Below are 12,370 nucleotides of genomic sequence, written 5' to 3'. Positions count from 1 at the left end.
CCCCCCCCCCCCCCCCCCCCCCCCCCCCCCCCCCCCCCCCCCCCCCCCCCCCCCCCCCCCCCCCCCCCCCCCCAGGGGGGCTTACTTGGCGCGGCGCGCGACGGTGAAGTGGTCGATGCGCTTGCCCGTCTCGGCGATCGCCGAGACCGTCAGCGTCGACTCGCGGCCCGAGCGGGCCGGTTCGACGTCCACCGAGACGAACGAGTAGCCGGTGTAGCGGACCCGCGACCAGTGCACGGTGTCCACGACGTGGGCACCGCCCTTGGCCGAGTGCCAGGTGGTCACCGTGTCCACCGGGTGCTCGCTGCCCTCGTAGCTGTCGGGGGCCGGGAAGTCGTACAGGCTGCGGCCCGCGCCGCCCGCGGTGATGTAGACCGTGCCGTCGGTGGCGGGACGCGTCGTCCCGCCGATCGGCACCGCGTGCGAGACCGCGCCCTTGCGGATCGCGTCGGTCCGCTCGTAGACGTGGTTGTGGCCGTTGATCACCAGGTCGACCTGGTGCTTCTCGAAGACCGGCACCCACTCGGCCTGCACACCGCCGTCGGAGGCGTGCGAGTTGGTGGTGGAGTAGGCGCAGTGGTGGAAGAAGACCACCAGGAAGTCGATGTCGCGCCGGCCGCGGTAGCCGGCCAGGGTGCGGTCGAGCCACGCGGTCTGCTTGCCGCCGGTGATCCCGTAGTTGGCGGGAATCTCGTACGACACGTCGTTCGCGTCGAGCGCGACCACCGCGGTGTTGCCGTAGACGAAGGAGTACGCGCCCGGCTGGTTCTTCGGGTCGTGGCCGTTCCCGGGCAGCGTCCAGCGGGCCTCCTGGCCGCCGTAGCCGTTCGGCGAGTACCAGGCCTCCATGTCGTGGTTGCCGGTGGTGACCATCCACGGCACCCGGGCCGACACCGACTCGGTCTGCGCCAGGAAGGAGTCCCAGGTGCGCGCGTCGTAGTCGGCCCCGTCGCTCTGCTGGCCCGAACCGTCCGGGTCCGCGTAGCAGATGTCGCCCGCGTGCAGGTGGAAGGCCGGGTTCTGGGCCAGGATCAGGGAGTCGTTGGCCAGGGCGTGGTAGCTGACGCCCTGGTCGCCGAAGGCGGTGAAGGTGAAGCGCTCACCGCGTGCGGGCGCGGTGGTGAACGAGCCGATCGTGGCGAAGGCCGCCGAGGTCGCCGGGTCGAAGCCGTCGTGGCCGACACCGTAGTAGTAGGTGGTGCCGGGACGCAGGCCGCCGATCCGCGCGTGCAGGTAGAACTGGTCGACCGGCGGCAGCTTGCTGTTCAGCAGCTGCGGGGTGTGCAGGTCCCGGACCTCGGCCTCGATCTTGTGGCTGAGCGACCAGGGCTGCAGGCCGATCCGCACGAACGGCTTGCGCACCGCCAGCGGCACCTGCCAGGAGATGGTGAACTGCGTCCTGGGGTCGGCCCCGAACTGCAGGTGCCGCCCGAAGGGGGCGACCAGCGCACCGTCGACGTGGTGGCCGGTGGCCGGCCGGGTGAGCAGGCCGGGGGTCTGCGCCTGCGCGACCCCGCCGACCAGCCCGGACGCGGCGACCGTGCCCGCGGTGGCGATCCCGCCGAGCACCACGCGCCGGCGCGTCACCTTGGACCGCAGATACTCGTGCTGCTCTGCCATGCTCATCTTCGCCGCGAGCCTGGCGTCTATACCCGTGTGAGGTGTGTCCATGCGGCGCAATCTCGCAGCGTCCGGCGACCGGAGGGCGACGCGAAGGTGAACCGCCGATGGCCGCTTGGGGCCCCGGACCGAAGTCCGGGGCCCCGCGGCGGAATCAGGCCTGCCGCCGCTCAGCGGTCCTGGCGGATATCAGGAGCTGGCGCCTCCCGTGACCGTGAACTGCGAGCCGGGTTCGATCAGGATGCTGCCCTCGGCCGAGTTGGTGATGGTCACGTTCGTCAGCGTCGCGCTGCCGCGGGCACCGCCCTGGGCCCTGATGCCGGCGCCGTTGTTGGACTTGTCGATCTTCACGTTGCTGATCACGACGCCCGGCATGCTGCCGCCGCCGTTCTTGAACTGGATGCCGTCGTAGGTCGAGTCGTAGATGTCGGTGTCCTTGATGGTGACACCGGTGATGTCGCGGCTCGACCCGAACAGCGTGATGGCGCCGAACTTCTGGGCCTCGCCCCAGAAGGCGCCGCCCGTCCGGTAGAGGGCGTTGTTGGCGACCAGCGTCTGCCCGGAGAAGGGCAGCGGGTCGTGGTCGGTCGCCAGCATGATGCCCGGGTAGTTCATCGTGTCGTAGACCAGGTTGTTCTCGACGCTGTTGCCGTAACCGCCGTAGATCGCGATGCCGTTGGCCCGCCACGGCAGCTGGATGGTGTTGTTGACGAAGTGGTTGTCGTGCGCGATGTCGACCGAGGGGTCCTTCACGTACCGGCTCGCCCAGACCGCCAGCGAGTCGTCGCCCGTGGTGCGGAAGGAGGAGTTGAAGACCCGCGAATTACGGGTGCCGTTGGTGAAGTTGATGCCGTCGGCGTAGGTGTCGCGGATACGCATGCCGCTGAACTGGAGCCCGTCCGCCGGACCCCACAGGTCGGGGATGTTGTCGTAGTCGCGGCCGACCCAGACGCCCACGTTGGCGTGCTCGATCCACACGTTGCTGATCTTGGTGTCGCGGCCGAACCGGCCGTTGAGGCCCACACCGCCCTCGTCGTTGCCGTCACCGCCGCGGATCCGGCCGGAGCCGAAGATGGCGATGTCGGAGATCTGCGTGTTGTTGTCGATGTCGAAGCCGAAGTTGCCCTCGTGCGGGTGGTTGATGCCGCCCGCGTCCTGCGGCTCGGTCAGGGTGTACAGCTGGGAGTACCACATGCCCGCGCCGCGGATCGTGACGTTGCTGATGCCCACCTGGTTGTACTGGCCCCGGTTCAGCGGGTCGTCGGTCAGGATCTTCTGCTCCTGCCGCCACTGGCCCGGCGGGATCCACACGCAGGTGATGGTGCCGTTCTGGTCGGCGGTCACCGCGCGCTGGATGGCGGCCGTGTCGTCGATCCCGTCGTCCGGCACCGCGCCGTACTCGGTGATCGAGGTGCACTCGGCCGGCTTGGCGGCCGGCGGGGCCACCTGCTCCAGGTCGACCAGGTCGATGATGTAGAACGACGCGGTGTCGGTGGCGTCGCGCTGCAGCCGGAAGGTGGTGCCCGCCGGATAGGTCTGGGTCAGCAGCGCGTTGGACTCGTCGAACAGCCGACGGGCGTCGGTCTGCGGGGTGTTGGTCAGCGACTCGGGGCCGTCGGTGTTGCCGTACAGCCAGCTGTGCTTCGAGGAGAGGGTGAGCTTGCGCACGAAGCTGTTGTTGACGTAGAGGCTGATGGTGGCGTCGATGCCGCCGCCGGCCGCCGCGTCGGGGATGGAGTTGCGCACCACGAGGGAGTTGGTCGGGGTGGTCGAGGTGAACTGCACGTACTGGCCGGTGGAGTCCAGCCGCACCGACTTGCGGCCCGAGGACTCGGTGGCGAAGTCGGTGTGGCCGAAGGTGCGCACCTGGTCGGTGGTCAGCAGCGTGCCCTGGTAAGTGCCGGCCTCTGCCTCGTACTCGGTGAACGGCACGGCCGCCCCGCGGCCGACGACGATCGCCTGCGAGAAGATGTTGTTGCTCTCGTTGGTCTCGGCGACGACGCCGGTCGCGTCGGCCGTGGCCACGATGGTGGCGCCGCCGCTGGTGGCGGTCCAGGTGCCGGTGACGTTCACGGTCGTCGTCGCGCCGGCCGCGATCGACGGCGTGTTGGTGTTCAGCGTGGTGCCGGCCACCGTCAGCCGGGTCACCGTGGTGGCGCCGGAGGCCGTGGTACCGCGGTTGTGCACCGAGACGGTGAAGGAGACCGCCGCGCCGACCGCCGGGTTCGACGGGCTGGAGGTGATGCCGAGCACCTGGAGGTCCGGCCCGGGGCTCTGGGCGACCACCAGCTGGGTGGGCGCGGTCAGGCTGTTGTTGGCGTTGTTCTGCTCGATGATCGTGTCGGACGGGTCCACCGCGGCCGTGACGGTGTAACTGCCCACCGCCCGCTTGCCGACGGCGACCGAGACCGTGGTGGAGGCTCCCGCCGCCAGGGCGCCGACCGTGGCGGTGCCCGCGACGACACCGCCCACGCTGACATTCACCGTGGTGGCGGCGGAGGCCGCCGAGCCGATGTTGCGTACGGTCGCGCTCACCGTGGTGGTGTCGGTTTCCACCGGAGCGGTGGGGGTCCAGGACAGCGCGGTGACGGTCAGGTCCGGGTTGGGCGCCGGTATCCCGATGGCCTGGAACTCGGCGACCTGGGCGCCGGGCGCGCCGGAGTTGCTGGTGATCGCCAGCTGCACGTCGGCGGCCCGGCCGCTGACCGGGATGCGCACCGAGTTCTGGTTGCCGGACGGGCTGAAGGTGTAGGTGGCCGCGGCTGACAACGAGGTGAAGCTGCCGCCGGCCTGGCCCCGGCCGAGGACCTGGATCTTCTGCGTCCGGGTGCCCCAGGCGCCGTCGGGGTTGAGCTTGACCACGACGGAGGTGAGGTCGGCGTCGGCGCCGAGCTTCGCGGTCAGGGTCGACGGGAAGCCGTTGGACTCCCAGTAGGTGGCGGCCTGCCCGTCGTTGGCGTTGGCCGCGACGAAGGACTGGGTGGTGGAGGACGCCTCGATCGGCTTGCCGCGCGCGAGGTCGGTGCCGTTCCCGTCGCCCGGGTCACTGGGGCCGCCGCCGGGGTCGGTGGTGTCCGTGCCGTAGATCTCGAACTCCGAGAGCTGGGCCGCGGGCCAGCCGGTGTTGCCGGTGATGTTCAGCTTCAGGTAACGGGCGCTGGCAGCGGTGAAGTTGATGGTCACGGTGTTGGCCGATCCCGGCGCGAACGCCCGTGCCTGCGAGGCGGCCAGCGTGCTGAACGTGGTCCCGTCCGCGCTGCCCTGCACGCTGAGCGTCTCGGACCGCGCCTCCCACGAGGCCGGCAGCTTGAGCACCACCTGGTCGACGGCGGCACTGTGCCCGAGGTCCACCTGGAGTCCCTGCGGGAAGACGTTCGTCGGTCCTTCCCAGTACGAACCCTGGTTCCCGTCGGTGACGTTGGCGGCGGGGTAGCCCCCGGTGGAACCGCCGGCCGAGGCGGCCTTGCCCAGCGCCAGGTCGGGACGGTCGGCGGCCCCGGCGGAGGCGGCGAGGGGGGAGAGGCCGAGGGCGATCAGGCCGACCGACAGGACGCCGGTGACCAGGCGTCTGAGCTGCTTGCGTTTCATGTTCTCCTCTGTTCTGTCCGGAACGAGAGAGCGGGTGGGGGGAGGACCCCGGGCCGCATCGGCAGCGGTTCGCGCAGCACTGGGCGTGGCAGGACGGCAGCTCCTGCCACGAACTTGCAAACAGCAGCAAATAAATGTGGATGTCTTGGCCGGGTTTTTGCGAGTCAAAGGTTCCAATCATGTATCGCCTTTGTCAACGGTTTACGCACAGCTGGTGAGTTGATGACATACCCCGGTCCGGGCGGGACGGTGGTGACACCGGTGGCGCGGGAGCCGGCGTGACGCGCGCGGCCGGGACTTGCCGCCGGCGGCCGGGAGGGCAGACGCTGGAAGCGGGTGGGCCGCACCCTGCCGTCCCGTTCGGGACGGGGTGGCCGCCCGGCTGGTCGTAGCCCTCCGGGTCGGGTGCCCGCGGTCTCCAGGGGCAGATGCCGACGTGAGCGGCGGGCCGGTGGGCCGCCGAGAGGAGACGATCATGGACACGTCGGACGGGCGCCACATCCCCGATGTCACGGCCCTGCTGCTGACCACGCAGAGTCTGGAGGGCTTCCTGACCGCGCTGGCCGAGACGGCCGTCGGCCTCGCGCCGGAGAGCGACGGCTGCGGCATCACGCTGGAGCGCCAGCGCCGCCCGATGACGGTCACCAGCGTGGGCGACACCGCGCCGCGGCTGGACGAGAGGCAGTACGCGCTCGACGACGGTCCGTGCCTGCAGGCGCTGCGCACCGGCGAGGAGGTCGCGGTGGCCGACATGCTGGCCGAGCGGCGGTGGGGCGCCTATCCGGCCTACGCGGCGGCCCTGGGCACGCACTCGTCCCAGTCCCTGCCGATCGCCCCGCACACCCATACGGCGGGTGCGCTGAACCTCTACGCGCCCCGGCCGCACGCGTTCGCCGGCACCGACATGACCGCGCTGCGGTCGCTGGCCTCCCAGGCGACAGGGGCCATCGCGCTGGCCCAGCGGACCGCCGACGCCCAGGAGCTCGTCGCGGACCTCCAGGCGGCCCTCCAGTCACGCACGGTCATCGACCAGGCGATCGGGGTGCTCATGGCGCAGCAGCGGTGCGGCCCCGGCGGCGCGTTCGAGCTGCTGCGCGCGGCCTCCCAGCACCGCAACGTCAAGCTCCGCGACGTGTGCGCGGAACTGGTCGCCCGCTACGGCGACCCCGGGCACGACCAGGCGCTGCGGCCCCGCGTGTGACACCGGTCCCGGGCCGCGGCGCGCAGGCCAGGGGGCTGCGGCCTGCGCGGCGCCGTCCTAGTGGCGCGGCTGTATCGCGTCGCCGGCCGCCGGCTGCCCGGTGATGCTGGTGACCAGCTCCGCGCACAGATCGCGGAGCTTGACGTTGCGGTGCTGGGAGGCGGTCCTCAGCACCTCGAAGGCCTTCTCCGCGGTGCAGCGCTGCTGGCCCATGATGATGCCGATCGCCTGGTCGATGACCGTACGTGACTGGAGGGCGGCCTGGATGTCGGCCGCGAATTCCTCGGCGTCGGCGATCCGCTGCGCCAGCGCGATGGCCCCCGTCGCCTGGGAGGCCAGCGACCGCAGCGCGGTCATGTCGGCGTCGGCGAACGCGTGCGGCCGGGGCGCGTAGAGGTTCAGCGCACCCGCGGTGTGGGTGTGCGGGGCGATCGGCAGCGAGAGCGAGGAGCGCGCCCCGCAGGCGGCGGCGTAGGCCGGATACCCGCCCCAGCGCTGCTCCCGCAGCGTGTCGGGCACGCTGACCGTCTCGCCCGTGCGCATCGCCTGGAGGCACGGGCCGTCGTCCTGGCCGTACTGCGCCTCGTCGAGCTGGGTGGCCGCCTCTCCCGAGCTGGACACCGTCACCGGCCGGCCCTGCCGCTCCAGCGTCACACCGCACCCGTGCGCTGCCGGTGCGTACCGCAGCGCGGCCTTGGCGAGGGTCTGCAGAAATGCTCCAAGTGTGTCGGTTTCCAGCAGCAACGCGGTCAGATCCACCGCGGCGGACTCTGACCTGTCTGTCATGGTCATCTCGATCTGAGTGGGGTGGGGTGCGCAAGCGCGGACAGGCGGCAGTCGGTCGGCGAGGGTGGCCGCCGCCATGGGCCGTACGCGTAGGGCATCCCCGCGCGGGTGGAAGGGAACGCAGAGCGCCGGGACGTCAGCGCGAGGGGCCGGGCCGCACCAGGCACCGGTACGCTCGCCGGACGGTCCGGGGCCGCTCGCCTGCGGTGGCGGGCCGGACGGGGGCCGGGCGATCCGGCACGCGGGCGGGGCGCGGGCCGACAGCGTCGCCCGGCGGTGTGGTCACGGACGGGCCGACGCGGCGGCAGGCAGAGGGCACGGAGAACTCCACGGAAGCAGGAACATCCCTTGGGAAGGCCTCTTCCTGACCTCAGCGAAGCCATTATGCCTGTTTCCCGGGCGCCACGGGCTGCCCGCCCCGTGCTCCCTGCGGCGTCACCGTCCGCGGTATGCCTCAGGGGCGAGCAGGAATTCCACGCCGGCCATGTGGAAGATCCTGACCGCTATCGGCGGGACGACGACCCGCAGGGCGATGCCGCGGGCGCGGGCCGCCGCGTACGTCTCGCACAGGGTGCGCAGCGCGGCGGTGGTGACAATGGAATCGTGCAGGCGTACGACCAGCTCGGATTCCTCGCACGTCTCGACATGCGAGCGCAGCGCACACGAGACGGCCTCGTGGTCTATCGCGTCGATGATGCCGTTCACCTCGACGGTGACGTGCGATTCCTCCCGGTAGGCCAGGATGTCCACAGCGGGCAAAGCGGCGGTCCGTTCTTCGTGCACAACAAGGGCACGGCCGCTTCCTGACCACCTCTTACGCTAACAGTTGGGGCGCCCCCGCGGGCTCGGGCCTCCTGACGCAGCCCGTCTCGGGACGCAGGAGCGCCCGCGCGGTGCGCCGCCGCGCCGCCGGACCGCACCACGCGTACCGGCCCGCGCCCCTCCACGCGGGGCGGGTGCGGGCGGCCGGGGCTGCCGGCCGGTGCGGTTCTGTCCGCGTGCCCGTGGTGCGACGGCTGAACAGGTCGTGCCCCGTTCGGCGCAAGCCGCCGCGTCCTGGCGGTGTTCCGGAGGATCGGGGGCAGGCGGGCGCCATGGAAACGACCCCGACCCTGGGTGTGGAAGAGGAATATCTGCTCCTGGACAGCGAGACCGGCGCCCCCTGCCCGCGGGCCGGCCGGGTGCAGGCCCTCGCCGACCACGACCCGGAACTCGCCCCGCACCAGGTGGACAGCGAACTGCTCCAGGCTCAGGTGGAGATCGCCACGCCCGTGTGCACGGGACTGGACGAGGTCACCGCCCACCTGCGGCGACTGCGGGAGACCGTGATCGGTGTGGCCGCACGCACCGGCTGCCGCCCCGCCGCGACGGGCGCCGCACCGCTCTCCGCCCGCGGCATCGTGCCCGTCACTCCCGAGCGGCGCTACGAGGAGATGCGCGTCGACGCCGCCCAACTGGTCGACGAGCAGCTGATCTGCGGCATGCACGTCCATGTGGCCGTGCCCGACCGCTCGTCAGGCGCGGCGGCGCTCGGCAGGCTGCGGCCCTGGCTGCCGGTCCTCGTCGCGCTCGGCGCGAACTCCCCCTTCTGGGAGGGCCGCGACACGGGCTTCGCCAGCTGGCGCACGGTGGTCTTCGGGCGCTGGCCGGTCAGCGGTACACCCCCCTTCATCAGCGACGCGGCCGGTTACGAGGAACGCGTGGCGGCGCTGCTGGCCACCGGTGTGATCCCCGACCGCCGCCAGCTCTACTGGCACGCCCGGCTGTCCGAGACGTATCCGACGCTGGAGATCCGGGCCCCCGACGTCCAGGTGGATGTGGACAGCGCCGTCACCCTCGCCGGCCTCGCCCGCGGGCTCGTGGCCACGGCGCTGCGCGAGACCCGGCGCGGAAGGAAGGCGCTCGACCCGCCAGGCAGCATCCTGCACGCGGCGGGCTGGCACGCGGCCCGGTACGGGCTCGGCGCCGACCTCGTCGACGTGCGCCACGGCACGCCGGCCCCGGCCGCCCAGGTCGTGGAAGCGCTCCTCGGCCACTGCGCGCCGAGCCTGCGGGAGATGGGCGATCTCGACCGGGTCCAAGCCGGCCTCGACCGCCTGCTGACCGACGGCACCGGCGCCGCCCGGCAGCGCCGCGCCCACCGCGACCAGGGGCTGGACGCCGTGCTGGACCTGGTCGCACCGCCCGCGCCTGAACCGGCGGGGACCGGCTCCATCCCGGCGCCGCGCCCGGCGGCGGACGCCGCGCGCTGAGCGCCGGGGACGCGCCGCCGGTCACCGGCTGCCCGACCGCCTCCGCCGCCGGCACGGACGCACCCGCGTCCCGCCGGCGGCGGCCCACGGGCCGATGAGCCTGGCGGCGGCGCCCCGCGGGCCGGTCAGCGCAGCGCGGTGCTCAGCCGTACCGTGGTGCCGCTCTCGGCGGTGGAGCGGATCTGCACCAGGTCGCACAACTGGTGGACCAGCCACAGCCCCCGGCCGCCGAACTGGTCGGGCGTCGGGCGCGAGCGGCCCGCCAGCGGGTCGCGGATGTGCCCGGAGTCGTGGAATTCGCAGATGAGGACGTCGCCATCGACCCAGATCCGCAGGCGGCCCGAGCCGCCGCCGTGCCGGACGCTGTTGGCGGCCACCTCCGTCGCGGCCACCAGCAGTTCCTTCAGCCGCGCGCCCTGCAGCCCGTGCTGCGTGGCGCACGCGGTCACCGCGGCACGGACCGCCGCGAGCGCGCCCGCGCCGTAGACCAGGGTCTGCTGGGGGTCGCAGGCGGCGGACAGTTCCTCGAAGCTGAACGGCTGGTCGGCGAAGTCCGGGTTGTCGCCGTGCAGGGCGTCGGTGAGCCGGTACGGGTGGCACCGGCGCGCGGACTCCAGCGCGGCCGGCTCCACGGTGGTGACGTCGTACGGACACAGCAGCCACCAGGCGGGGGAGTTGGCGAAGGTGAGGTTCAGCAGCCACTCGTGGTAGCGCAGCTCGCCGCGCTCGGCGGGAGTGGCCGTGCCCCACGGGCTCTCGCTGATGCCGCGCACCGGCAGGCCGCCGCCCGCGGTCTTGGCGATCCAGTCCTGCCAGGCCGGGATCAGCCGCCCGGGATTGCGGCCCAGCGCGCCGGTGTCCACGAACGACACCTGCCGGTCCGTCCCGGTCGCGTCCAGCGCCTCGCGCAGCATGTCCTGCTTGTCCTCCCCGACCGCGACGAGCACCGTCTCGTCAGCGGCCAGCGCGTCCTCGATGAAGGACAGGGCGCCCTGGAGGAAGGAGGCGTCGCCCTCGTAGGGGTACAGCTCGTGCCGGAAGGCGGGCGCCCCGGCGATTCCGGGCGCGCCGGCCGTGGCCTGCGGGGTCATGGCACCAGCTCCGCAGGGACGGAGGGGTCGTCGTAACCGAGCAGTGTCCAGCACCGTCGCACGGTGGAATTGGCGCGCTCCAGGAGGATCCTGCGGCCGGGGAAAACGCCGGCGGCCTTGGCCAGCATCTGCATGCCCACCGCGTCCATCAGCTCCAGTCCGTCGCAGCACAGCCGCAGCGTCGGGGTGGTCCGCAGCAGCCCGGTCACCGCGGTCAGGAAGGCCCCGGCGCCGTCCGCGTCCACCACACCGCTCAGATTCCAGCGGTCCTCCGCGGCGCTGAACATGCGGAAGGAGGGCATCAGGGAGGACCGTCCGACGAAATGCGGATGCACGCTCGCCGCCTGCTCCAGTACGTCCGGCGCAAACTCCGATGCCGTATACGCGCACACCACCATCGCCGCGCTGCCGCCGATCAAGGCGTCCAGCCGCAGCTCCTGGTCCGCCACCTGCTCCGGGGTGATCCCCGAAGGCCAGATCCTGTCCATGTGTGCCAACACCCGCAACGCCCGAAAGCCCTGTCGGCCGGCCGTCTCGGCCTCCTGCCGCACCAGGGACACCAATGCGTCCGCGTCCCAGCGTACGCCCGGGCGGGCGGAGCCGGGATCGACCAGCAGACCCCGTGCGGGACCCAGCTCCGGCCACACCGGGGACCGCGATCCGACGACCATGATCTTGTCGCCGAGGTCGGTGCCGTCCGAGAGGTATCCCCGGGCGGTCCGCTTGAAGTCGTCCTGCGGCGGCACCGCCCAGCACACATGGTCACCGACCTCGACCTGGGAGAGGCTCGCCACGCTGCGGGTGATCCTCACACAGCCCTCCTCGCCCGACCCCGACCGTACGACTCGGCACAGTGTGTCACTCCCCGCGAGCGGGAGGCCAACCGCCCCATGGGCCGCGCACGGCCGTGACGACCCCGCCCGCCGGAGTGCGGCGGGGCACCCCGCCGGGTCTTCTACGATGACGGGCATGAATCCTGGGGGGCCGCGGATACGGCTCGTAGACGGCCGGTTCGAACTGCTGGACCGGCTCGGTGGCGGCGGCATGGGCCTGGTCTGGCGGGCCCGCGACACGGCGCTGGACCGCGAGGTCGCGCTGAAGGAGGTACGGCCGCCCGACGCCGCCATGGCCGAGGCCGATCCGGACGGCACGCGGCTGATGCGCGACCGGGTGCTGCGCGAGGCCAAGGCGCTGGCCCGGCTCCAGCACCCCAACGTGGTGATCATCCACCACATCGTGGACAGCCCCGAGCACGCCTATCCCTGGCTGGTGATGGAGCTGGTACGCGGCGGCAGCCTCGCCGACCGGCTGAACCGGGGGCCGCTGCCGGTGCCCGAGGCGGCCCGGGTCGGCCGCGGGGTGCTCGGCGCGCTGCGGGCCGCGCACGAGGCGGGCGTCCAGCACCGGGACGTCAAGCCCGGCAATGTGCTGCTGCGGCCGGACGGCACACCGGTACTCACCGACTTCGGCATCGCGGCCGTGCACGGCGCCACCGCGCTCACCGCGACCGGCGCGCTGATCGGCTCGCCCGAGTACATCGCGCCCGAGCGGATCCGCGGGGTGGAGGGCAACCCCTCCTCCGACCTGTGGTCCCTGGGCATGATGCTCTACGTGGCGGTCGAGGGCACCCACCCGCTGCGCCGGGGCACCTCGCTGGCGACGCTCGCCGCCGTCCTGGACGAGCCGCTGCCGCCACCGGTGCGCGCGGGCGCGCTGGGCCCCGCGCTGTCGGCGGTCCTCGCCAAGGACCCCGCGGCGCGGCCCGACGCCGAGGCCTTCGACCGGATGCTCGCGGCGGCAGCGCAGGCCACCCCCGCCTACGGCTTCCCCGC

The 12,370-nt window shown here is 72.6% G+C and carries 9 protein-coding genes; 3 read left to right on the top strand and 6 right to left on the bottom strand.

From position 1 onward, the window contains the following. Nucleotides 1-81: 81 nt before the first annotated feature. Nucleotides 82-1,671 carry a purple acid phosphatase family protein gene (locus V7E46_RS28830; protein WP_333771174.1) on the bottom strand — a complete coding sequence of 530 codons (1,590 nt, stop codon included), beginning with the start codon at nucleotides 1,669-1,671 and terminating at the stop codon, nucleotides 82-84. Between the two features lie 138 nt (nucleotides 1,672-1,809). After that, the gene (locus V7E46_RS28825; RefSeq protein WP_333771173.1) at nucleotides 1,810-5,208 is read right to left on the bottom strand and encodes a CARDB domain-containing protein; all 3,399 of its coding nucleotides are present in this window, start codon (nucleotides 5,206-5,208) and stop codon (nucleotides 1,810-1,812) included. Between the two features lie 475 nt (nucleotides 5,209-5,683). Here V7E46_RS28825 and V7E46_RS28820 point away from each other — a divergent pair, with 475 nt between their 5' ends. Continuing rightward, nucleotides 5,684-6,409 (top strand): GAF and ANTAR domain-containing protein, encoded by a 726-nt coding sequence (locus tag V7E46_RS28820; protein WP_333771172.1) that lies wholly within the window; start codon nucleotides 5,684-5,686, stop codon nucleotides 6,407-6,409. 57 nt (nucleotides 6,410-6,466) lie between these two features. On the opposite strand, the gene V7E46_RS28815 is transcribed toward V7E46_RS28820, so the two are convergent. Next, a complete protein-coding gene (locus tag V7E46_RS28815; protein WP_443054379.1) occupies nucleotides 6,467-7,195 on the bottom strand; it encodes a GAF and ANTAR domain-containing protein in 729 nt (242 codons plus the stop codon). Nucleotides 7,196-7,630: 435 nt separating this feature from the next. Then, nucleotides 7,631-7,945 (bottom strand): STAS domain-containing protein, encoded by a 315-nt coding sequence (locus V7E46_RS28810; RefSeq protein WP_333771175.1) that lies wholly within the window; start codon nucleotides 7,943-7,945, stop codon nucleotides 7,631-7,633. Between the two features lie 344 nt (nucleotides 7,946-8,289). Between V7E46_RS28810 and V7E46_RS28805 the strand changes: the two genes are divergently transcribed. Further along, nucleotides 8,290-9,447: a carboxylate-amine ligase gene (locus tag V7E46_RS28805; RefSeq protein ID WP_333771170.1), complete on the top strand. Its 1,158-nt coding sequence runs from the start codon at nucleotides 8,290-8,292 to the stop codon at nucleotides 9,445-9,447. 125 nt (nucleotides 9,448-9,572) lie between these two features. Here the strand turns inward: V7E46_RS28805 and V7E46_RS28800 are convergent, their stop codons facing one another. Both V7E46_RS28800 and V7E46_RS28795 read right to left on the bottom strand, forming a co-directional pair. Continuing rightward, entirely contained in the window at nucleotides 9,573-10,538 is a 966-nt protein-coding gene (locus tag V7E46_RS28800) for an anti-sigma factor RsbA family regulatory protein (protein WP_333771169.1), read from the bottom strand. Beyond that, nucleotides 10,535-11,350: an MEDS domain-containing protein gene (locus V7E46_RS28795; protein ID WP_333771167.1), complete on the bottom strand. Its 816-nt coding sequence runs from the start codon at nucleotides 11,348-11,350 to the stop codon at nucleotides 10,535-10,537. The genes V7E46_RS28800 and V7E46_RS28795 overlap by 4 nt, the downstream gene beginning before the upstream one ends. A gap of 148 nt (nucleotides 11,351-11,498) precedes the next feature. Here V7E46_RS28795 and V7E46_RS28790 point away from each other — a divergent pair. Then, nucleotides 11,499-12,370: serine/threonine-protein kinase (locus V7E46_RS28790; RefSeq protein ID WP_443054378.1), on the top strand; the 872-nt coding region annotated here is incomplete at its 3' end.

It is taken from the genome of Streptomyces sp. IBSBF 2435 (assembly GCF_036815005.1).
In the GTDB taxonomy this organism is placed as follows: Bacteria; Actinomycetota; Actinomycetes; order Streptomycetales; family Streptomycetaceae; genus Actinacidiphila.
The sequence above is the reverse complement of the archived record's forward strand: the minus strand, read 5'-3'. Positions and strand labels throughout refer to the sequence as shown.

Excerpts from the sequence above, each read along its gene's own strand:
- V7E46_RS28800 (WP_333771169.1), bottom strand. The coding sequence starts at position 10,538 with ATGACCCCGCAGGCCACGGCCGGCGCGCCCGGAATCGCCGGGGCGCCC.
- V7E46_RS28830 (WP_333771174.1), bottom strand. The coding sequence starts at position 1,671 with ATGGACACACCTCACACGGGTATAGACGCCAGGCTCGCGGCGAAGATG.
- V7E46_RS28815 (WP_443054379.1), bottom strand. The coding sequence starts at position 7,195 with ATGACAGACAGGTCAGAGTCCGCCGCGGTGGATCTGACCGCGTTGCTG.
- V7E46_RS28805 (WP_333771170.1), top strand. The coding sequence starts at position 8,290 with ATGGAAACGACCCCGACCCTGGGTGTGGAAGAGGAATATCTGCTCCTG.
- V7E46_RS28825 (WP_333771173.1), bottom strand. The coding sequence starts at position 5,208 with ATGAAACGCAAGCAGCTCAGACGCCTGGTCACCGGCGTCCTGTCGGTC.
- V7E46_RS28820 (WP_333771172.1), top strand. The coding sequence starts at position 5,684 with ATGGACACGTCGGACGGGCGCCACATCCCCGATGTCACGGCCCTGCTG.